Here is a 20,505-nt window from a genome sequence, read left to right on the forward strand (position 1 = left end):
GGTTACATGCTGATAGAAGCGGCGTTTGTCATTTCGATGTCTGCTTTCAGCATTGCCATTATGTTTCGGATTCTGAGATCGAATGATTCTGTGCTCAATGCCAAGCTTTTAACAGAGTACATCTAGCAGTTGAACTTGTGATGAACGTGTATACGACATACTTATCAAAAAAAGAGAACATCTATTTTTACAATCATCAACGCTTTCAAGAGCGCAACAACGGCCTTGCCCCTCTTGAAATGAGGAACAAGGCCGTCGCCTAATCTTTTATTATTTCATTGTCCACTTGACAGGGAGCTGTTCAGTCTTAAACGGATTTACGCAGGAGTTAGTTAGCGCTAACTCCTTTAATATTTTTATTATAAACCAATGAACTTGATTTTTTAAGTAAAATACCTGGGAAATTATATGAATGCTAAGAAATATTTCCTGGGATATGTAGAGGTTTCGTGACCTATATTATATAATCCTAGCTACTTATCACCCATTTTTTCCTGCTCATAAAACGCCTGCAAGGCCTCTTGCCATGTCGGGATGACAAAGCCAGTCGCTTTCGCCTTGTCCAAGCTCATAGTCGAGTTGAAAGGACGTTTTGCCTTGGCTGGGAATTGGCTAGAATCTACTGGCAAGACTTTTGTATCAGTATCTTTGAGGATTTCCGTCGCAAAATCAAACCAAGTTGTATCCTCTGTCGCATCATTGGACAAATGGTAATAACCAAATGCTTGCTTGGTTTCCACCAAATGTACCATAAATTCTGCCAAGGTCCGTGTCCAAGTTGGACGACCATGCTGGTCATTGACAACTGTCAAAGTATCGCGGGTCTGTGCAAGGTTTTGCATGGTAAAGACAAAGTTCTTACCGTAATTTCCAAATACCCAAGCCGTGCGAATAGTGTAGAACTTATCTGCGTATTTCTCAACGGCCTCTTCACCCAAACGCTTGGTACGGCCGTATTCTGACTGAGGATCGGGTTGGTCATCTACTTGCCACTCTTGACCGACTGGCAACTCCCCATTGAAGACATAGTCTGTTGAGATATAGACAAGGGTTGCACCGTATTTGGCTGCAGCCTTGGCAACATTCTCAGAGCCCGTTACGTTAATCTTGTAGTTGAGTTCCTTGCCCTCATCTTCTGCCATATCAACAGCTGTGTAGGCTGCACAGTGGTAAACAACGCTAGGCTTCACCTCTGCAAAGAAGGCATCTACCTTGTCTGCATCCGTGATGTCCATTTCTGCTACGTCAGCGGCAACATACTCGACACCACGCTCATCCAAGAGATAACGCAATTCTGTACCCAACTGACCATTTGCACCTGTAATTAAAATCATGTTTGCTCCTTATTTCAAGAAAGGCTTGGGCAATTGCCCCAGCCTTCTGTTTTTTTTACTTAATAACTTCTTGCGTTTTTGCGTAGTTGGCTTCAACAGCTTCTTTTTCAGCCTTCCACCAGTCTTGGTTATCTGTGTACCACTGGATTGTTTCTTCCAAACCTTGAGAGAAGTCTGTAAATTGCGGTGTCCAGCCAAGCTCGTCACGAAGTTTGCTTGCGTCAATAGCATAGCGCAAATCATGTCCTGCACGGTCAGTCACGTGGTCGTAAGCATCTTTGGGTTGACTCATTTTTTCAAGAATCAATTCAAGAACTTCCTTATTGTTCTTCTCACCATCGGCACCAATCAAGTAAGTTTCGCCCATGCGACCTTTTGTCAAAATCGCCCAGACACCTGTTGAATGATCATTGGTGTGGATCCAGTCGCGAACATTCTTACCTTCACCGTAGAGTTTTGGCTTGATACCTGCCAAGATATTGGTGATCTGGCGCGGAATGAATTTCTCAATATGCTGGTAAGGACCGTAGTTGTTTGAACAGTTGGAAATGGTCGCTTTGACACCAAAAGAACGAACCCATGCTTTGACAATCAAGTCTGAAGCAGCCTTAGTTGATGAATAAGGTGATGATGGGTTGTAGTTGGTTTCTGCAGTAAATTTCTCACCTGGACCTTCACCATGACCTGGCAAGTCTTCACGCAAAGGAAGATCGCCGTAAACTTCATCTGTTGATACATGATGGAAACGGATGTCGTATTTACGAGCCGCTTCAAGCAAAGTGTAAGTACCGATAAAATTTGTATGGATGAATGGGCTTGGATCGTTGAGGGAGTTGTCGTTGTGGCTTTCTGCCGCATAGTGAACGATTGCATCTGCCTTAGCAGCCAATTTGTCAACCAATTCAGCATCTGCAATGTCGCCAACAACCAGCTCCACACGGTCACCAAGAATAGCTTCCAAGTTGGCCTTGTTTCCAGCATAAGTCAATTTATCCAAGACAGTCACATGGACGTCTGGATGGTTATTGTAAACGTAGTGCACAAAGTTTGAGCCGATGAAACCAGCTCCACCTGTAACGATGATATTTTTATACATTTTTTTCTCCGAAAATGTTTTTTATTTTTTTGAGCTGCTTAAGGTAGCGTGGGGCGCAAGCAACCGCCTTAGGCGTTTCATTGCTTATTTTCGAGCCAAAAGTCTCGAAAATCCCCTGTACCCGAACTTCCAAAGCAGTTCGGGTACTATCGCTACAGCAGCAACTCCCCTTTATAGGCTCGCTTTGCTCGCTTATTTTACTTCAAGATTTCTTTTAAGTAAGCAATCTTAGCAAAGTCTTTTTGATTGTTGTTTTCTGCACGGTAGGAATCTTTTGAAGAGGCTTGGTAGATTTTCAGGTATTGTTCAAGTGTCGGTAGGTAATAGCGAACACCTGCTGTTTCTAGTTCTTCCAAATCTTCTAGCTCTACACCAGCAAATTCAGGCAGTGAATGTAGGCCTCCGAATTCAACAGATAAGCCGTCTTTATGAAATTCATGTTCATGACGGTCAACAAGGACGTAACCTAGTTGGTTCATCATAGCAATCAAGGCATCCGCCTGATAAATCCTTTCGTCGTCTGGGGCTTCCCAGCCACGCGGATCACTTGGAACATGGATGTCCAAATCTCCTGCCTGCCAGTCCCTCCCTGTGCGCCTTTCCAAACCAACTGAGCCCATTAACAAGGGAGTGATTCCTAACTTGTTTAACTGCTCTGCTATTTCCAAAAAGGCTTGAAACATTAGAGGTCCTCTTTTCTCAAAGGCTTGACATCCTTGAGGAATGGATGGTTTTCATCTGCTTCTGAAACTTCTGCTTCTTTTAGGTTTTCCCATTTAATGTCGAGACTAGGGTCTGCGTAGTTGACAAAAGCGTACTTAGGCTTGAGTTCCAATGCCCAATAGTCATTAACCAAGTAGCTGTAGGCCACGAAGTCTGACAAGACTTGGAAACCATTGGCTACTCCGCGCGGAACGAAGATACCTTTTGAAGCATCGATAACGGTTTGGTAGGTATTACCGAAGGTCTCTCCTTCACGAAGATCCACCCAAGTTCCCAAAACCTTACCGCCGTCTGCTACTGAAATGTATTTATCCCAAGGCTCTGCGTGAAGACCACGAAGAACGTTTTTACGAGAGAAGGAAACATTATTCTGCAATTTTCCTTCTGCAAAGAAACTTTCTGGGAAACCAAGTGGCAACATTTTTTCCTTCTGAAAATTTTCCTTGAACCAGCCACGGTTATCTCCGTGCACTGGAATGTCAAACTCCAGCATACCAGGAATAGCATCAACTGGACGAGCCGCAAGCTCTTTACCGAAAAAGTTTTCTGTCATTAAGCCTCTCCAATCAAACGGAGCAAGTATTGTCCGTATTCATTTTTCTTAAGCGGTTGTGCCAATTCATGCACTTGTTCTTTTGTAATGTAGCCCATGCGGTAAGCAATTTCTTCCAAGTTCGCGACTTGAACGTTTTGCAAGCGCTGAACCGTTTCGATGTACTGAGCCGCTTCCAAAAGGCTCTCGTGTGTACCTGTATCCAACCAGGCAAATCCGCGTCCCATAAGCTCTACTGACAAGTCGCCACGTTCCAGATAAGCCTTATTGACATCTGTGATTTCCAACTCGCCACGAGGTGATGGTTTAATATTTTTCGCGATTTCCACAACATCATTGTCATAGAAGTAGAGTCCAGTAACCGCAAAGTTTGATTTGGGAACCTCTGGTTTTTCTTCAATGGAAATAGCGTTCATGTTTTCATCAAACTCAACGACACCAAAACGTTCTGGATCCTTGACTTGATATCCAAAGACTGTCGCACCTTTTTCCTTGCTGGCTGCCCGTTGGAGCATCTTGGTCAGGCCATTTCCATGGTAAATGTTATCCCCTAAGATAAGGGCTACATGGTCATCACCGATAAATTCTTCACCGATGATAAAGGCTTGCGCAAGTCCATCTGGACTTGGCTGCTCTGCATATTCCAAAGAAATACCCAGCTCAGAACCGTCACCCAACATATCCTTGAAGCGTGGAAGATCCTGCGGCGTGGAAATGACTAAAATCTCCTTAATCCCAGCCAACATCAGGGTTGACAACGGATAGTAAATCATGGGTTTGTCGTAAATGGGCATGAGCTGTTTGGAAGCTGCACGCGTCAGCGGATAGAGGCGAGTGCCTGAACCACCGGCTAAAATAATACCTTTCATAGTCTTACCTTCCTGCGTATAATACCAGTCCATTATACCATATTTTCAGCGTTTTTGTCATAAGGAAAAAGCCCCCGAAGAGACTTTCAAGTTTATCCAAGAGCCACGTCCAGAATCATCATGATGATGAAACCAGCCATGAGGCCCAGCGTTGCAATATCCGTATTTCCATTGGTCTGGGACTCCGGAATGAGCTCCTCGACCACGACGAAAATCATAGCACCGGCCGCAAAAGATAGGGCATAGGGTAAAATCGGTGTCATGTAGGTCACCGCCACTGCCCCAATCACAGCAGCAATAGGCTCAACAATGGCCGACATGGACCCCCAGAAAAAGGCCTTACTTCGAGTCGCGCCGTCTGTCCGAATAGGGATGGCCAGGGCTGCTCCCTCAGGAATATTTTGCAGACCGATACCGACTGCTAACCCAATAGCACCTGCAAGGGCAGCAGGACTAAAGTTCGACGCCAGAGCACCAAAGGTTACCCCGACCGCCAACCCTTCAGGAATATTGTGGATAGTTATGGCCAAAAATAGCAGAGCTGTTTTAGACAGATTTTTCCTGTCCTCCTCACCCCCACCTTCGGCCTGAGATTTGTCGTGCCCCAGGTGCAAATGTGGCACCAGAGCATCGACCAAGCGTAAAAAGATGCCTCCAAAAGCAAAACCAAGAGCTGCAGGCACCCAAGCCCAGGCACCATAGGTCTCCTCCGCATAGCTAATCGAAGGAGCCAAGAGAGACCAAAACGAGGCCGCAATCATCACTCCAGCCGCAAAGCCCAACATGGTATCCAAGAGCCTCCGACTAATCGTTTTAAAGAAAAAAACAACCGCTGACCCTAAAATAGTACAGGACCAGGTAAAGAGCCCTCCCAACAAGGCCTGTACAACAACTGATTGTTCCATAAACCAGGTCATAGAAGAACCAACTTTCTAAATCAATATCTTAAGTTCCTCTAGCATAACCCAAATTCAGAAGAATTGCAAGCTCAGATAGTTTGGATAAGTTTTGGAACCGAAAATAGAGCAAAGGTTGTTGCCACTGCCTTCAACCTGACCCTTGCTCACTGGTATCTTTCTATTTTGGTTAAAAAAAGCACCACTAGGGTGCCAAGCATAATTTTTACAAATGTCGAAAGGGATTGGTCGACACGGTTGAAGGCAAGATTTCCACATCCCAGCCGTTTTCAGCCTTCCAGTTCTCTAGCAAATCAGCGATTTTCTTAATAAAGAGCACCTCAATGTGATGACCTGGGTCAATGGCCAAGAGGCCCTGGGTCAGCATGTCCTGACCAGTATGATAGTAAATATCACCAGTGATATAGACATCCGCATCCTTCGCAATCGCATCCTGATAGAATGAACCGCCACTACCGCCACAAATAGCCACTCGACTAACATATTGCTGGGCTTGATGACCATAGGTAACCAGGCGAACCGCATCCAGACCAAAGACGGACTTAACCTTCACTGCCAGCTCCTCCAAGGTCTGCTCTGCTATGGTGCCCACACGACCAATCCCGTGACCTTCAATAGTCTCATGAAGAACGGTTGTCTCCTCTATCCCCAAGAGTTCACAGAACCAGTCGTTCAGACCACCCTCGACCACATCAATGTCCGTGTGGCTGACATAGACCGAAATATCGTGCTTAATCAAATTCAGATAAATCTGATTTTCCAGCTTATCCGCCACCAAATCCTTAATCGGACGGAAAATAGGGGCATGCTTGACAATAATCAAATCCACCTGCTTGTCAATGGCCTCTACCACTGTCGTTTCACGAATATCCAAGGCCACCATAACCCGCTTGATTTCCTTTTTCAGCGTCCCGATTTGCAGACCGCTGACATCCCCTTCCATGGCTAGATGGGGCGGACAAAAGGCTTGATAACGCGCGATGAGTTGACTAGCTAACATGCAAAACCTCCTTGATGTGGTTGATTTTTTGGGAAATAGCAGAGCGGTCATCCTGTCTTTCAAGGGGCACTTGTTCCAGGGCATAAGTGAGCTTATCCAGCTCCTTCAACCATTTATTAACAAAGACAGCAGACTGCTGCTCCAATAAATAAGGTCCAAATCGCTCTTCTGTTGCAGACAAGCTCATCTTTCCTGGCTCCGCTACTAGGATTTCATAGAGTTTGTCATTTTCTTCCAGGATTTCCTCGGCAATCAGACGATATCCACTTTCCTGGAGCCAGCGCCGCACATCGTCCTCTCGGTTATTTGGCTGGAGAATCAAGCGCTCAACGCCTGCTAACTTATCCTGACCGGCCTCCAAGATGTCGGCGATGAGCCTACCGCCCATGCCTGCGATAGTCACAGCAGTAATCTGGTCAACAGCTTCTACGGCCGCCAGCCCATTGGCCAAACGAACCAAAATCCTGTCCGTCTGTCCCGCCTGCTCGACGTTTTGAAGGGCAGACTGATAGGGGCCCTGGACCACTTCACCTGCCACGGCGAAGTCAATCCTACCCTGCTCCACCAAAAAAAGAGGGAGATAAGCATGGTCACTCCCTACATCGACTAAGCGTGCTCCGGTTGGCACGAAAGATGCGACTGTTTCCAGCCGTTTTGATAATTTTGTTTCCATTTTACTCTTTCCAGAGATCCATGGCCGCCAGAAAATCGCTGGATACAGTGACATTCTTGGGCGATGACAAATCTCTTTCTGCATTTTTTGCCTCTACTTGAGCGACGGTGGTAATGCCCTCCCGACGCCAGTTGCGCAGAATAGCTTGAATATATTTCCAGTTGGTCTTATTGTTGAATACGGCCTCTTTGAGGGCTGCTCGAATGAGCTCAACGGAGGTCTTGTCCTCTTCAATCGTCTTCTGCAAATCCTCAATCTCAAAAGGCGACAGGAGACGGCCAAGTTCTCGCTCAAAATCTCCCACAATGGTCTTCAAATCATTAGCAGGAGCAAGAATCTCCACAGCAGATTCCTTAGGCGCAGCAAACAAACCATCCAGCTTTTCTAGGGCTGGGGCTGCATCAAAAATCATCTCAATCTCACCATCTAAGATAATGGTTTTCATCTCCAGCAAGCCTGAATCCTGCAGCTGTTCAATGGCCCGATTCACCTCGGCCACCGTAGCTCCAATGGCCTGAGCGATGTCACTTGGGGCAAGGGTTTCTACTTTACTGGTATTTTGAAAATAGAAAAACTGCCAAACCAAAAAAGTCTGTGATGAGGGAAATACATCCTTAAAATGAAATAGTAAGGCAGAAGGCAGGACCAAGTGGCCCTGCTGAAATTGCTGTGAATAATTCATACTTCCTCTTTATAAACTCGCTGAAAGAGCTGATAATTCTGCGTGATTCCAGTCGTAAGGTGTTTCTTGATAGACCGCATAGTTGACCCAGTTTGTAAAGAATTGTGCTGCTGGCAAATTCCAAGACAGAGCTGGTCTGGTGGTCGGATCATCGTTTTTGAAATAATTCTCTGGCACATGGGGATTTTTCCCAGCCAGGCAATCTCGCTCATATTCCTTAGCCAGAGTGTCACGGTCGTACTCCAAATGACCAAAACTATAGACTTCGCGCAAGTCCTTGCTGGCTAGAATAGACAGGCCGACATCTGCTCCTTGGGATAGAATTTCCAGCTGTCCTAAATGAGCAATATTTTCCGCCTTGACCTCAGTATAGCGGGAATGAGGTGAGCGAAACTCATCATCAAATCCACGCATGAGGGGATTGTTTGCCCCTACTACTTCTTGGCAATAGACGCCGGACAATTTGCGATCCATCTGGTATTTTTCGACACCGTAGCGGGCGTACAGTCCAGCCTGTGCCCCCCAACAAATATGCAAGGTTGAGTAGACATTTGTCTTGGACCAGTCGAAAACCTGGACCAGTTCCTGCCAATAGTCCACTTCCTCAAATTGTAAATTTTCCACTGGAGCACCAGTGACGATGAGCCCGTCAAAGTAGCTATCCTTGACCTCCTCAAAGGTCTTGTAAAATTGGTCCAAGTGGTCAGCGTGAATATTCTTGGATTCATGACTGACCATATGCAGAAATTCCACTTCAAGCTGCAGGGGCGTATTGGCCAAAAGACGGAGCAACTGGGTCTCCGTCACAATTTTTTGGGGCATAAGATTAAGAATTAAAATCTTTATCGGACGGATGTCCTGATGGCTAGCTCGGTCGCTATCCATGACAAAGATATTCTCTTGTCTCAAAATATCTACTGCTGGTAAGGATTTTTCAATCTTGATTGGCATGGGCAACCTCCTAATTATCTTATTATCTATTATAAAGCAGGTGTCCAGACAAATCAAATAGCTTAAAATTAGTACCAGTTATAGATTATAACTATATCCTTGATAGATAATCTTAATAATGCATCAAAACCTTGTAGTCGTAGTCGCCGATAGCTTCTCGGCCTTTGAGGTCATCTAACTCAATCAAGAAGGCACATCCAGCAACAATTCCACCCAATTTTTCAATCATTTCGATTGTTGCTTTGACCGTACCACCAGTAGCCAACAGGTCGTCTACAATCAGGACACGTTGACCAGGTTTGATAGCATCTGCGTGCATAGTCAAGGTATCCACACCGTATTCTTTTTCATAGTCAGCCGAAATCACTTCGCGTGGCAATTTCCCTGGCTTACGAACTGGTGCAAATCCGATACCCAGTTCAAAAGCAACAGGACACCCTACGATAAATCCACGCGCCTCAGGACCAACAATCATATCAATATCCTTGCTAACAGCATACTGCACAATCTCACGAACAGCATAGCTGTAGGCATTTCCATCAGCCATCAAGGGGCTAATATCACGGAATTCGATACCCTCTTTTGGATAGTCAGGAATAGTTGCGATGTAATCTTTTAAGTTCATATTTTTCTCACTTTTTAAAAATAATTTTACTCTTTATTATACCATGATTTTATCTTTTGGCATAATCTAAATCCTATGTCTCTGGAAAATTCCTTTCGCAGTTTAGCTACCTGGGCTGCTCTGCTATTTCCACCTGAGGAAAATATTCCCTGCCGGTTGAAATAGGAATGGTTCCAACCCGCCTTGGACTTGCGCAGTTGGAACCAGTAAATTCTAGCCGGAGACAGATAAGCCCCTGCCTTGGAACGGAGGATTTTCTTACGGTAGACAGGGTCGTGGGGACCAACCGGTTTCATGTCCAGCTGGTAGTGCCTGAGATTATTGGCCCTGGCATAGTTAAAGGAGGCACCGTTGACCTGACCATTTAAGGTCGGAGTCTCATCCAAAATCAAGGCAAAGTTCCCCTTTTCATCCAAAATAAACTCGCTGTGAAAATGGATGAGGATCTTGATGTTGAGGGGCAGGCTCTGTGTTAATTTTTCTCTGCGAAAGAGTTGCTTGTTGTGGAGGCGGGCAGATTGCCGCAGCTGGTAACTCCGGCGTGGCAAAGTAGACAGATAGCTAGTCAAGGCCTGCCAGTCTGATTTCCCCTGCCCGTAGTGCCTGCGGACCCAAGCCGCCTGCTGGTAGGAAATCAAGTAACGGAGCTGGTGAACCTGCTTAGGTAGGCTCTCATCAGGGTAAGCTAAGTCAACTAGCCGAGCAAACTCCCTCCAAAAGGCATGATGTGGAGGCAGATTTTGGTCCATCTGTCCCATTAACCAGGTCAGGTGCTTCTGCTCCAATTCCTCTGGAAATTCAAGACTGGCAATAATCTGGTCCACCAACTGAGCAGAGCTTGCCTGGTCCAAGTTTCTTCTCATTTCCTTCAAAGTCTCCGCACAGGCTAGGCTGGCAAAGGTCAACTGGTCTAGTCTCTTAGCTTGAAGAGGAATGCTACAGGTCCGACACTTACGCCAGGGTAAGAAGGGCAGACAGATAAGGACTGCCAATAATAAGACCTGCCAGATCATGATGAACTACACAGCCAATCATATATTTCTTGGACCGTTCCCAGGGCAAAAAGCTCCTGCTGGACGACCGTTTTCTTCAGGTCTTGGTAAATCTGACTGTCCGAAATCTCCCGCTTCTGGGCATCCTTATTAACCCTCATCACCCCATCTGAAATGGTGACAAACTCCAATTCCTGGAAAATCTGAATCATCTTGACCAGCAAGCTGTCCTTAATTTTCAGATAAGCAGCCAAATCCTTGAGTTTATAACGCACATCAAACTCATCAAACTGGTAAATGGTCTTATAGAGCTTGGCAAATTGCTCCCTACTCCCGTATCCATCCAAATAATAGGGCTTAGCTATCTCATTTTTGAAGTAGATAGCCTCGAATTGATGTTCTTGGAAATAGCTGCGCAGACTTTCTAAATCCTCTGGCAAACTAGCTAGAGCAATGACAGGCGAACTCGTCTGCTCTGCCATGTCCACCAGAGGAATGCCAGCAGGAATCGGATGCTGTTTACTGCGAATGTTATAGAGCTGAACACCGTCCACACGCGCGTCCACCAGCATGAGCTGCAGGCTGGTATTGCCATTCCATCTGTTGACAGAAAGGGTCACAGCCAGCTCCAGATCCTTGGCCTGAGAAAATTCCAGAGCCAGATTGCCCTTGCCAAAGGCAACGACGTCAAATCCGGCTGCTCCCTTACTAATCCGGAGCTTGAGGTGGGCATTGTTTTGCCCCATAGTCCGGGCAGACTCAACCTGAAAATCCTTGACATAAAAGACAGGTTTTTTGTTGTCCATGCCGTAGGGAGCTAGCTTGTCAAAGGATTTTAAAGTATCCAGGGTCAATTCCTCTAGGTCAAGCTCCTCATCAATAACCAGTGCAGATTTCTGAGACAAGTCCAGTTTATTCTCTTCGATAAAGGTCGCTAAAGTGTCCGCCAGCTGGTCTAATTTATCCACTTCCAGCGTCATGCCAGCAGCTCCAGCGTGACCGCCAAAGGCGATAAAGAGGTCCTGGTGGTCCTTGAGGGCTTGGAAAATATCAACAGCCTCCGGTGACCGGGCAGAGCCCTTGGCCCGCCCTTCCTCAATGGACAGGACAATGACCAGCTGGCCCAGCTCTTCCAAGAGACGGCCTGCAACGATCCCCAGCACACCAGGATTCCAGCCTTCCTTGGCTAGAACCTGTACAGGCCGACTGGTATCTAGCATGGTCTTGGCCTCATCGTAAATAGCCTGGACAATATCCTTGCGTTCCACATTTTTAGCATCAATCATGAGGGCAATTTCATGGGCCTCTTCATCGTCAAAGCCAGTCAAGAGTTCAAGGGCTGGATTGGGGTCATCCAGGCGGCCCAGGGCATTGAGGCGGGGGGCAATTTGAAAACCGACCGTTTCTTCATCAAGGCCATCGAGCTCAATCCCAGCAATCTTCATCAATTCTTGTAGGCCAGCCCGCTCAGTTTGTTTGAGCAGAGAAAGGCCGTATTTGACCATAACCCTATTTTCATCGGTCAGGCTGACCATATCGGCTATGGTTCCAATTGCGACTAGGTCCAATAGGTCTGCATGAACCGTCTCCAAAAGTGCGCATGCCAATTTGAAGGCGACGCCACAGCCAGCCAGGTGCTTAAAGGGATAGTTGCCTTCGGGATGCTCTGGATGAACAATGGCATAAGCAGCCGGTAAAGTCGCCTGAAGGGAATGGTGGTCCGTCACAATCACATCAACACCCATCTCTTGGGCATAGGCAATAGCTTCATGACCCGCTACGCCATTGTCAACCGTAACAATGAGAGAAATCCCCTGCTGCTCAATGAAATACTTGTAGACAGACTGGTTGGGGCCGTAGCCATCGGTAAAGCGGTTGGGCAGGTAGACCTGGACCTCCGCCCCTAGCTCCTCCAAGGTCTCCTTCAAAATCGAAGCTGATGTCATGCCGTCCGCATCGTAATCACCATAGATCAGAATCTGCTCGTAGTCCTCAATGGCCCGACGAATCCGCTCAACGGCCTTGTCCATGTCATGCAGTAGATAAGGATCATGCAGGTCTTCAAGGCTGGGCTGCAAAAATTTCTGCAAATCCTCCGCTGTCTGGATGCCCCGCTCGTAGAGGAGCTTGGCTGCGATAGGGTCCAACCCTTCTTTCTTTGCCAATTTGACAAATGTTTCATCAGAAAAACTGGGCATCAATTGCCAGTCATATTGTGGTTTAATCACACTTTTTTCTCCTTAGCATCTATCTTTCCATTATACCATGTTCAAAGGAAAAAACGACAGGGAAAATCTGTCGTTTTCTATAATAAGGGGGCAATAATGCGCATAATGGCTCCGGCCAGTCGTTTGTTCCACGAATAGGTTTTGATAAAGGGCAGGAGCTTGATTTGCTGGGATTTCTTGAAGGACTGGTCAAAGTCTTCCTTGATTGCTGCTAGAACACCTGAATGGTTGTAGATATAAAGACCACACTCGAAGTTTAGATAGAAAGAACGGAAATCCATGTTGACCGTCCCCACCGTTGCCTTTTTGTCATCCACAAGGACCACCTTGGAATGGACAAAACCTGGCTGGTATTCGTAAATTTCGATGCCTGATTCTAGGTAGGTCGGAAAATCTGTCCGAGCAGCCAACATGGCTGATTTTTTATCATAGATATGAGGCAGGAGTAACTTGACCTTGACGCCGCGTTTGGCCGCGTAGGTTAGATTGTCAATCATCTCGTCATCCAAGACCAGGTAGGGCGTCATGATGTAAATGTAATCTGTCGCAGACTGAATCATGTCCAGATAGACACGTTTGGCCACCTCATCTCCATCAAAGGGATTTTCTCCGTAGGGCAGGAAGAAACCTTCGCCATCAATGGTCTCTGTCTCCAAGTCCTTGTGGGATTTGAGGTACTTGAGGTCCTCAGTCTCCCCTTTTTCGTCATAGTTCCACATCTGCAGGAACATGAGGGTAAAGTTGGCAACCGCCTCCCCCCTAATCATGATAGCAGCATCCTTCCAGTAGCCAAACCGAACGATTTTATTGATATATTCGTCCGCAATATTAACCCCACCTGTAAAGGCGACTGCTCCGTCAATGATGGCAATTTTGCGGTGGTCGCGGTTGTTTTGAATAGTGGAAAGGGCCGGGATAATCTGTGAGAATACCTTGGCCTTGATTCCAAAGGTCCGCAGCTGCTTATAGTAGGAATAGGGCAGATTGGTCAGAGAATTGGTCCCGTCGTACATAAAGCGCACTTCCACTCCCTGCTCTGCTTTTTCCTTCAAAACAGCCAGAATAGAGTCCCACATATAGCCCTGGTCCACAATGAAGTATTCCATAAAAATGTAGTTTTCTGCCTTTTTCAATTCCTCCAAAAGAGCTTCAAACTTGGCCTCTCCACTGGAAAAATACACCGCATCCGTATTAGTATGCAGGGCATAACCGACATGGCCACTCATATAGTTGGCTAGCTTGAGCTGCTCCTTATCCTCCTTGGCCAGTGCCTTCATGACCTTGTCAGAAGTGCTGGAGAATTCGCGCAAGCGCTCAGCCTGTTTATAGAAATTCTTCCGATAACGCTTCGTTTCAATATTGGATTGGAGAATGAAATAAAAGAGGGCTCCAAAAATGGGAATGCCACTGACAAATATAATCCAGGTCAGCTTAAAACTAGTATTCATTGGACGATTGATAATGGAAATGGCCACCAGAACAGAAAAAATCTGCATAATGGACCAAAATGCCGGCATATAATTGGTCGCCTCAACCACAAACCAAAAAATCAGAAAGACCGTCAGAGCAAGCAGGCTAATGACAATAAAAGTCCTCGAATAAATAATCTTCCACAGTTTTTCCATAGTCGTCTCCTAAATCTTTATACCAGTATATCACAAATCCCCTAGATTGAAAATACGAAGGGAAAAGAAGGACTGACTTACCCAGCCTGACCAGATGTTGGCCAAGTTAAAAGAAACTTTGACTACAAGCTACCGAAGTATTCTTGGACATACCATCGAAATTCCAGAAACCAACCAAGAATCCTTTAAAGTCGGATTCTATGCTGTCCTCAGGGGCATCAACCACATGGCCAGCAAGCCTGATAATTTGATAAACATGCGCCTCACCTTCTATTCACGCGGTGTGAATAAGGTAGAAGATCCAAAGGCTGTGGCAGAACTGGTCGGACCAGACGGAGAAGTCGTAGGTCGTATTAAGAATGATCAACCAAAATTCTTCCCTGACTATTATGACATCCCAATGTCTCTGGAATAGAATAATGACATGGAAGAAGCCTTTAAAATGATTGACTACTTCAAGCGCAACGGCGTCCTTGTCACCGAGCTGACAGAGAATGCCGGTCCATTTAACAAGGGCGACTTGGTGGTAGATATGGCACAAGCCAAGCGTGGATTTGCCAACCACGTCCTCTACACTGGTTAAGATGAGTCCAAATGGGGAGCTATGTATGCTGAACACCTCTACAAGCAACCTGTAGGCACAGAATTGAAAGCTATTAAGGTCTACGCTCCTTCACACAGCTATAGATGGGCTGGAGATTTTGCCATCCGCGCCAACACCGCCTTGGTAGTGGAACGCAGGGGATTTGAAACCGTTGAAACTCCTGATGAAGCTGATGCAATCATCCTGGAATCCGAACAATTTGATGCCAGCATGTTTGGGCAGAAACCAGTCATTGTTGTCGGTGGTGCGGCTGTGCAGAAACTGGAAGAATTAGGTATTATAGAAGGCTTTAATGCAGAAATGTTTGATGGTGGTTATGACTTTGAAGGACTAATGAAGACAGTCGTTGACGATAGTGACCCTCTGACAAGCGGATATGCCATGAACGACCTCTTCTATTCCAATTCTGGTAACTGGATTGAGGGTATCCCAGAAGGCTTCCGAACCCTGGTTAAAATTGCTGACCAGGATTATTATATCGCTGGCTGGTGGCCTGGTCATGAGGGACTGGCTAGCAAGACTGTCGCTATAGCTGGCATGTATCAAGACCAATCTATCTTTATCTATGCAGGAATCCAACCAACAAGGTTCACCCTGTTCATTTCTTCCGCTGGGTGTCAAATGGCCTCTTCGGTAGCCAATTGGCAACTCTTGAAGACCTACCTCCAGTAGAAATTCTAGTTCCTCAGCCAAAACCAACTAGTCCAGACCAAGCCGATGATGCGCCCGCTCATCCTCTCTACCTATGCCTGTGACTATTCGTTTTGATAAAGCTGAAAGCAAGGAATCTTCTAGTCAACATGAAAACGAAGAAACTAGCTTGCCGAAAACAGGATCAGAGTTCAACTATTTCGCTACAGCACTGGGTAGCGTCATATTAGTGGCTAGTTTCTATTGGAAAAAGCAACACTAAGTTGGTCACCGATTTTCACCTGGAGACAATAAAAAAATAGACCCCCAATTTTAGAAGCTGTGAATACAAGTTCTAAGATTGAAGTGCCTATATATGCAGTCTTGTCTACTGCTAAGGGACAAGGCTGCTTTTATTTATGTCAATTCATTAAAATCCCAGACATCATCTACCCATCCTTCATAGAAATCAGGCTCGTGGCAGACCATGAGGATAGAGCCCTTGTAGGCTTGAAGGGCGCGTTTGAGTTCGTCCTTGGCATCCACATCCAAGTGGTTGGTTGGCTCGTCAAGAACCAAGACATTGTTTTCACGGTTCATGAGCAAACAGAAACGAACTTTGGCCTGTTCACCACCTGAAAGAACTTGAATTTGGCTTTCGATATGCTTGGACGTCAGACCGCAACGGGCCAAAGCTGCCCGCACTTCTGCTTGATTGAGGGCTGGAAAGGCATCCCAAACAGCTTCCAGCGGGGTCTGACGATTGCCACCAGCAACCTCTTGCTCGAAATATCCGATTTCCAGGTACTCTCCACGTTCCACCTGACCATTTAGTGCTGGAATAACCCCCAACAAACTCTTGAGCAAGGTTGATTTCCCGATACCGTTGGCACCGACAATAGCAATCTTCTGGTTGCGTTCAAAGGTCAGATTGAGCGGCTTGCGGGTCAGGACACGGTCATAACCAATTTCCAAATCTGTCGTCTGGAAGATAAAGCGGCTTGGCGTCCGAGCCATTTTGAAATCAAAGGACGGCTTTGGTTTCTCTGCTTGAAGCTCGATAATGTCCATTTTGTCCAATTTCTTCTGGCGGGACATGGCCATGTTTCGTGTCGCAACGCGGGCCTTATTTCGATTAACAAAGTCCTGCAGATCAGCGATTTCTTTCTGCTGGCGTTCGTAAGCCGCCTCCAACTGAGCCCGCTTCATTGCATGAACTTCTTGGAATTGGTAATAATCGCCTGTATAACGGGTTAAGAGTTGATTTTCCACATGATAGACAATGTTAATCACATCATTCAAGAAAGGAATATCATGGGAAATGAGGACAAAGGCATTCTCATAGTTCTGCAAGTAACGTTTGAGCCAGTCGATGTGTTCAGCATCCAGATAGTTGGTCGGCTCGTCAAGGAGCAAGATATCTGGCTTTTCTAGAAGGAGTTTAGCCAAGAGGATCTTGGTCCGTTGACCACCAGATAGCTCGGTCACATCCTTGTCCATGCCATAATCCATAACGCCCAGAGCCCGTGCCACGTCGTCAATTTTGGCATCAAGAGTATAGAAATCACGGCTTTCCAGACGGTCTTGCAGTTCGCCAACTTCTTCCATAAGGGCATCCATATCGGCTCCCTCTTCTGCCATGGACATGTAAATGTCATTGATACGAGCCTCCGTTTTGAACAGTTCATCAAAGGCTGTTCGCAAGACATCACGGACAGACTGGCCTTTTTCTAGTTTAGCATGCTGATCCAAGTAACCTGCAGTCACATAGCGGGACCATTCTACTTTTCCCTCGTCTGGCTGTAACTGGCCTGTCACAATGGACATGAAGGTCGATTTCCCCTCGCCATTTGCTCCAATCAGACCGATATGCTCCCCCTTGAGCAAGCGGAAAGAAACATTCTCAAAAATTGCACGGTCACCAAAACCATGACTTAAATTCTTTACTTCTAAAATACTCATATTTCCTCACAAAAGAGGCTGGAAATCCTTCCAGTCTCTGTCTTTTTCTTAATCCAAACCGATTTCCGCACGCACCACATCTGCGATGGTATCGACATAGTAATCTACCTCTGCGTCGGTCGGTGCTTCTGCCATGACACGCAGGAGTGGCTCGGTCCCGCTTGGACGGACTAAGATACGCCCGTTTCCAGCCATTTCTGCTTCCATTTTTTCGATAATGGCTGCAATAGCTGGCACTTCCATTGCCTTGTCTTTCATACTATTTTCCACACGGATATTGACCAGTTTTTGCGGATAAATAGTGACTTCTGCTGCCAATTCAGACAATTTCTTACCTGTTTCTTTCATGATTTTGGTCAATTGCACAGCGGTCAGCTGACCGTCGCCTGTTGTATTGTAGTCCATGAGGACAACGTGTCCAGACTGTTCACCGCCGACATTATAGCCAGACTTCCGCATTTCTTCAACGACATAGCGGTCACCAACTGCGGTCACGGCTTTTTCAATTCCCTCGCGGTCCAAGGCCTTATGGAAACCGAGGTTAGACATGACGGTTGTGACAATGGTGTTTTTAGCAAGAAGTCCCTTGTCTGCTAGGTACTTGCCGACGATATACATGATACGGTCGCCATCTACCAAGTCACCATTTTCATCAACGGCAATCAGGCGGTCACTGTCTCCGTCAAAGGCAAGTCCAATCTGACTTCCTGTTTCCTTGACCAATTCTTGCAATTTTTCAGGATGGGTTGAACCGACTCCCTCGTTGATATTCAAACCGTCTGGATGTTCAGCCATAACTGTCAATTCAGCACCCAGATCTGCAAAAACTTGACGGGCACTGGTTGCAGCTGCACCATTGGCTGTATCCAAAGCAACTTTCATCCCTTCCAATTCCAAGCCTGTTGACACCAGGAATTGCTGGTATTTACGCAAGCCTTCTGGATAATCCACCACATCACCCAAGCCTTGGGCAGATGGGCGAGGGAGGGTATCTTCTGAAGCGTCCAACAGTGCTTCAATTTCAGCTTCCAAGGCATCGTCCAATTTGAAACCGTCACCCGCAAAGAACTTAATTCCGTTATCTTGAGCAGGGTTGTGGCTGGCAGAAATCATGACACCAGCGCTAGCTTTTTCCGTCCGAACCAAATAAGCCACACCTGGAGTTGCCAAAACGCCTAACTTGTATACATGAATGCCGACTGAGAGAAGGCCGGCAACCAAAGCCGCCTCCAACATCTGTCCAGAAATACGCGTATCACGCGCCACAAAGACACGTGGCGTATCCGTTTCGTGTTGACTGAGAACATAGCCACCAAAACGACCCAACTTGAAAGCCAATTCTGGCGTCAATTCTACGTTTGCTTCACCACGGACACCGTCCGTACCAAAATATTTACCCATTTTTCAATTTCCTCAATATGTATTTGATTTATTTCATTTCTTTTACAGTTACTTGAATATTTGTAGTTCGTTCTGACAAAACAACCGGCAATACATTGCCGTCGGCGTCAACAGCCTGAATGGTTGCCTTACCACTGTAGTCCTTGTCAAGCTCTGCCAAGTCCATGACCACTGCTTCTATGTGGTCGATTTGTGCTAAGGTATCGGCATCAGACGTGACCTTAACCGAGTCTAGGGTCACAGACACCTTGTCTATAGCATAACCTGTTTTGAGCTGATTGCTATAAACCTTTCCTTCAACTGTATAACTCCGGCTAACCTTGTAGCCAATTTTCACCTTCATCTCAGCCGGAGAAAGAGTGGCATTCAAACCAGAAGGCAGGTTGGTCACCTGCAGCTCTACCGCCCGTTGACCAATCTCAAGATTATTTAAATCTGCTGTTACATGGAAGGTCCTGGTCAGTGGATCAGATTCCCGTTGCAAAATAACCCGGTCTGAGCCAGTCAACTCTACAGTCACACTAGGCGAAAAGCCTGAAATAAAATATTTATCACTGTCATAGCTAATATCAATCGGCACATTGGCTAGTGTATAAGTGTAGGTTTCCGACTCTTTCTGCGTTGTTGCACTAGTAGCGACTAAATTATTCTTATAATTGGTCGTGGTAGCATAGAAGAAGAGCAACAAAGACAGGAGAATAGACAGGACCAAATGTCCAATCTGCTTATATTTTTCGTGCATCATCGTCCACCTAACCTCCTCAACCAAGATTTTTTGGCCGCAACTGTCGGCACAAATAGGTCACGCAATTCCTGCTCAAATTCTTCCAAGCTCAGATTATGCCTGAAAATACCATTATGAGCCGTCGAGATGCCGCCTGTTTCCTCTGAAACCACGAAAACAAAGGCATCAGAAGCCTCTGAAAGGCCGATAGCAGCCCTGTGTCGCGTACCAAATTCTTTTGAAATACCCGCACTTTCCGTCAATGGCAAGTAGGCACATGCCACAGCTACCTTTTCGTCTTTAATAATGACAGCACCGTCATGCAGAGGGGTATTGGGAATAAAGATATTGATGAGCAATTCCCGCGAAACATCCGCATCCAGAGGAATGCCTGTTGATTTGTACTCTTGCAAGGTCTGGGCCCTCTCGACAGCTACCAGGGCTCCGATTTTTCGAGGAGACATGTAGGCAACTGCCTGTACATAGGCCTGAACCAGGCTTTCTTCTGTGCTAAGATTGGCAGAAGAAAACAGCTGGGTGGTTCGACCCAATTTTTCCAATACTGAACGCAATTCCGGAGCAAAAATGATAACCGCTGCGATTACCCCATAGGTGATAACCTGGTTCATGAGCCAAGAAATAGTCTGAAGCCCAAGCAAGCTTGCAACAAGCTGGGCGACAATGAACAGGAATACCCCTCGAATAAGGGTCATAATCTTGGTCCCTGCGATCGCCTTGCTAAAATTATAAATCAAATAGAGAACGATACTAATATCGATGAGATGCAAGGCTGCCGTCCAAGGACTGGCTATCAAACTTGACCAATACCCAACATCAAATAATTGGTTTAAGTTTAACATGGATTCCTCAATACTTTCTTTCTTATTTTCTTTTTCAAATGGAAACTAGTATTTCT

The 20,505-nt window shown here is 46.1% G+C and carries 19 protein-coding genes and 2 pseudogenes; 2 read left to right on the forward strand and 19 right to left on the reverse strand.

The features are described from left to right. The 15 genes and pseudogenes from ACHBIE_RS07845 to cls form a co-directional block, all read right to left on the reverse strand. Positions 1–138: pseudogene (locus ACHBIE_RS07845) on the reverse strand (IS481 family transposase); the annotation flags it as partial. Positions 139–473: 335 nt separating this feature from the next. Beyond that, the gene (gene rfbD, locus ACHBIE_RS07850; RefSeq protein ID WP_394733105.1) at positions 474–1,334 is read right to left on the reverse strand and encodes a dTDP-4-dehydrorhamnose reductase; all 861 of its coding nucleotides are present in this window, start codon (positions 1,332–1,334) and stop codon (positions 474–476) included. Positions 1,335–1,389: 55 nt separating this feature from the next. Beyond that, complete coding sequence (gene rfbB / locus ACHBIE_RS07855; RefSeq protein WP_394733106.1) at positions 1,390–2,430, reverse strand: dTDP-glucose 4,6-dehydratase; 1,041 nt, start codon at positions 2,428–2,430, stop codon at positions 1,390–1,392. Positions 2,431–2,627: 197 nt separating this feature from the next. Continuing rightward, positions 2,628–3,113 (reverse strand): phosphoribosylanthranilate isomerase, encoded by a 486-nt coding sequence (locus ACHBIE_RS07860; protein WP_105122678.1) that lies wholly within the window; start codon positions 3,111–3,113, stop codon positions 2,628–2,630. Continuing rightward, positions 3,113–3,706 (reverse strand): dTDP-4-dehydrorhamnose 3,5-epimerase family protein, encoded by a 594-nt coding sequence (locus tag ACHBIE_RS07865; protein ID WP_105122677.1) that lies wholly within the window; start codon positions 3,704–3,706, stop codon positions 3,113–3,115. The genes ACHBIE_RS07860 and ACHBIE_RS07865 overlap by 1 nt, the downstream gene beginning before the upstream one ends. Beyond that, positions 3,706–4,575 carry a glucose-1-phosphate thymidylyltransferase RfbA gene (gene rfbA / locus ACHBIE_RS07870; protein WP_105122676.1) on the reverse strand — a complete coding sequence of 290 codons (870 nt, stop codon included), beginning with the start codon at positions 4,573–4,575 and terminating at the stop codon, positions 3,706–3,708. Before rfbA ends, ACHBIE_RS07865 begins: the two co-directional genes overlap by 1 nt. Positions 4,576–4,667: 92 nt before the next feature. After that, positions 4,668–5,492, reverse strand: coding sequence for a ZIP family metal transporter (locus tag ACHBIE_RS07875; RefSeq protein ID WP_105122675.1), 825 nt, complete (start codon positions 5,490–5,492; stop codon positions 4,668–4,670). A gap of 205 nt (positions 5,493–5,697) precedes the next feature. Further along, positions 5,698–6,492, reverse strand: coding sequence for a Nif3-like dinuclear metal center hexameric protein (locus ACHBIE_RS07880; RefSeq protein WP_105122674.1), 795 nt, complete (start codon positions 6,490–6,492; stop codon positions 5,698–5,700). Then, complete coding sequence (locus ACHBIE_RS07885; RefSeq protein WP_105122673.1) at positions 6,482–7,165, reverse strand: tRNA (adenine(22)-N(1))-methyltransferase TrmK; 684 nt, start codon at positions 7,163–7,165, stop codon at positions 6,482–6,484. Before ACHBIE_RS07885 ends, ACHBIE_RS07880 begins: the two co-directional genes overlap by 11 nt. Position 7,166: 1 nt before the next feature. Beyond that, positions 7,167–7,847, reverse strand: coding sequence for a DnaD domain protein (locus ACHBIE_RS07890; RefSeq protein ID WP_394733107.1), 681 nt, complete (start codon positions 7,845–7,847; stop codon positions 7,167–7,169). A 9-nt stretch (positions 7,848–7,856) separates the two neighbouring features. Next, the gene (metA, locus tag ACHBIE_RS07895) at positions 7,857–8,798 is read right to left on the reverse strand and encodes a homoserine O-succinyltransferase (RefSeq protein WP_394733108.1); all 942 of its coding nucleotides are present in this window, start codon (positions 8,796–8,798) and stop codon (positions 7,857–7,859) included. Positions 8,799–8,910: 112 nt separating this feature from the next. Further along, positions 8,911–9,423 carry an adenine phosphoribosyltransferase gene (locus tag ACHBIE_RS07900; protein WP_105110758.1) on the reverse strand — a complete coding sequence of 171 codons (513 nt, stop codon included), beginning with the start codon at positions 9,421–9,423 and terminating at the stop codon, positions 8,911–8,913. Positions 9,424–9,449: 26 nt separating this feature from the next. After that, positions 9,450–10,436 (reverse strand): DUF3114 domain-containing protein, encoded by a 987-nt coding sequence (locus ACHBIE_RS07905; protein ID WP_105122670.1) that lies wholly within the window; start codon positions 10,434–10,436, stop codon positions 9,450–9,452. After that, the gene (gene recJ, locus ACHBIE_RS07910) at positions 10,433–12,643 is read right to left on the reverse strand and encodes a single-stranded-DNA-specific exonuclease RecJ (RefSeq protein WP_105122669.1); all 2,211 of its coding nucleotides are present in this window, start codon (positions 12,641–12,643) and stop codon (positions 10,433–10,435) included. The genes ACHBIE_RS07905 and recJ overlap by 4 nt, the downstream gene beginning before the upstream one ends. A 77-nt stretch (positions 12,644–12,720) precedes the next feature. Further along, on the reverse strand, positions 12,721–14,268 hold the full coding sequence (gene cls, locus ACHBIE_RS07915; RefSeq protein WP_394733109.1) for a cardiolipin synthase: 1,548 nt from the start codon (positions 14,266–14,268) through the stop codon (positions 12,721–12,723). Between the two features lie 160 nt (positions 14,269–14,428). Between cls and ACHBIE_RS07920 the strand changes: the two are divergent. Continuing rightward, a pseudogene (locus tag ACHBIE_RS07920) lies at positions 14,429–15,603 on the forward strand (hypothetical protein); the annotation flags it as partial. A gap of 14 nt (positions 15,604–15,617) precedes the next feature. Continuing rightward, positions 15,618–15,785, forward strand: a complete 168-nt coding sequence (locus tag ACHBIE_RS07925; protein WP_105122668.1) for an LPXTG cell wall anchor domain-containing protein — start codon at positions 15,618–15,620, stop codon at positions 15,783–15,785. Between the two features lie 134 nt (positions 15,786–15,919). Here the strand turns inward: ACHBIE_RS07925 and ACHBIE_RS07930 are convergent, their stop codons facing one another. From ACHBIE_RS07930 to cdaA, 4 genes are read right to left on the reverse strand one after another with little or no spacing between them, the layout of a single operon-like run. Beyond that, positions 15,920–17,464, reverse strand: a complete 1,545-nt coding sequence (locus tag ACHBIE_RS07930) for an ABC-F family ATP-binding cassette domain-containing protein (RefSeq protein ID WP_394733110.1) — start codon at positions 17,462–17,464, stop codon at positions 15,920–15,922. A gap of 48 nt (positions 17,465–17,512) precedes the next feature. Then, the gene (gene glmM / locus ACHBIE_RS07935; protein ID WP_394733111.1) at positions 17,513–18,865 is read right to left on the reverse strand and encodes a phosphoglucosamine mutase; all 1,353 of its coding nucleotides are present in this window, start codon (positions 18,863–18,865) and stop codon (positions 17,513–17,515) included. A gap of 28 nt (positions 18,866–18,893) precedes the next feature. Beyond that, positions 18,894–19,607 (reverse strand): YbbR-like domain-containing protein, encoded by a 714-nt coding sequence (locus ACHBIE_RS07940; RefSeq protein ID WP_105122729.1) that lies wholly within the window; start codon positions 19,605–19,607, stop codon positions 18,894–18,896. Beyond that, positions 19,607–20,449, reverse strand: coding sequence for a diadenylate cyclase CdaA (gene cdaA / locus ACHBIE_RS07945; RefSeq protein WP_105110752.1), 843 nt, complete (start codon positions 20,447–20,449; stop codon positions 19,607–19,609). Before cdaA ends, ACHBIE_RS07940 begins: the two co-directional genes overlap by 1 nt. Positions 20,450–20,505 lie beyond the last annotated feature (56 nt).

The organism is Streptococcus sp. A23 (assembly GCF_043674155.1).
Taxonomy (GTDB): Bacteria; Bacillota; Bacilli; order Lactobacillales; family Streptococcaceae; genus Streptococcus; species Streptococcus suis_V.

Excerpts from the sequence above, each read along its gene's own strand:
- rfbD (WP_394733105.1), bottom strand. The coding sequence starts at position 1,334 with ATGATTTTAATTACAGGTGCAAATGGTCAGTTGGGTACAGAATTGCGT.
- rfbB (WP_394733106.1), bottom strand. The coding sequence starts at position 2,430 with ATGTATAAAAATATCATCGTTACAGGTGGAGCTGGTTTCATCGGCTCA.
- ACHBIE_RS07860 (WP_105122678.1), bottom strand. The coding sequence starts at position 3,113 with ATGTTTCAAGCCTTTTTGGAAATAGCAGAGCAGTTAAACAAGTTAGGA.
- ACHBIE_RS07865 (WP_105122677.1), bottom strand. The coding sequence starts at position 3,706 with ATGACAGAAAACTTTTTCGGTAAAGAGCTTGCGGCTCGTCCAGTTGAT.
- rfbA (WP_105122676.1), bottom strand. The coding sequence starts at position 4,575 with ATGAAAGGTATTATTTTAGCCGGTGGTTCAGGCACTCGCCTCTATCCG.
- ACHBIE_RS07875 (WP_105122675.1), bottom strand. The coding sequence starts at position 5,492 with ATGACCTGGTTTATGGAACAATCAGTTGTTGTACAGGCCTTGTTGGGA.
- ACHBIE_RS07880 (WP_105122674.1), bottom strand. The coding sequence starts at position 6,492 with ATGTTAGCTAGTCAACTCATCGCGCGTTATCAAGCCTTTTGTCCGCCC.
- ACHBIE_RS07885 (WP_105122673.1), bottom strand. The coding sequence starts at position 7,165 with ATGGAAACAAAATTATCAAAACGGCTGGAAACAGTCGCATCTTTCGTG.
- ACHBIE_RS07890 (WP_394733107.1), bottom strand. The coding sequence starts at position 7,847 with ATGAATTATTCACAGCAATTTCAGCAGGGCCACTTGGTCCTGCCTTCT.
- metA (WP_394733108.1), bottom strand. The coding sequence starts at position 8,798 with ATGCCAATCAAGATTGAAAAATCCTTACCAGCAGTAGATATTTTGAGA.
- ACHBIE_RS07900 (WP_105110758.1), bottom strand. The coding sequence starts at position 9,423 with ATGAACTTAAAAGATTACATCGCAACTATTCCTGACTATCCAAAAGAG.
- ACHBIE_RS07905 (WP_105122670.1), bottom strand. The coding sequence starts at position 10,436 with ATGATCTGGCAGGTCTTATTATTGGCAGTCCTTATCTGTCTGCCCTTC.
- cls (WP_394733109.1), bottom strand. The coding sequence starts at position 14,268 with ATGGAAAAACTGTGGAAGATTATTTATTCGAGGACTTTTATTGTCATT.
- ACHBIE_RS07925 (WP_105122668.1), top strand. The coding sequence starts at position 15,618 with ATGCCTGTGACTATTCGTTTTGATAAAGCTGAAAGCAAGGAATCTTCT.
- ACHBIE_RS07930 (WP_394733110.1), bottom strand. The coding sequence starts at position 17,464 with ATGAGTATTTTAGAAGTAAAGAATTTAAGTCATGGTTTTGGTGACCGT.
- glmM (WP_394733111.1), bottom strand. The coding sequence starts at position 18,865 with ATGGGTAAATATTTTGGTACGGACGGTGTCCGTGGTGAAGCAAACGTA.
- ACHBIE_RS07940 (WP_105122729.1), bottom strand. The coding sequence starts at position 19,607 with ATGCACGAAAAATATAAGCAGATTGGACATTTGGTCCTGTCTATTCTC.
- cdaA (WP_105110752.1), bottom strand. The coding sequence starts at position 20,449 with ATGTTAAACTTAAACCAATTATTTGATGTTGGGTATTGGTCAAGTTTG.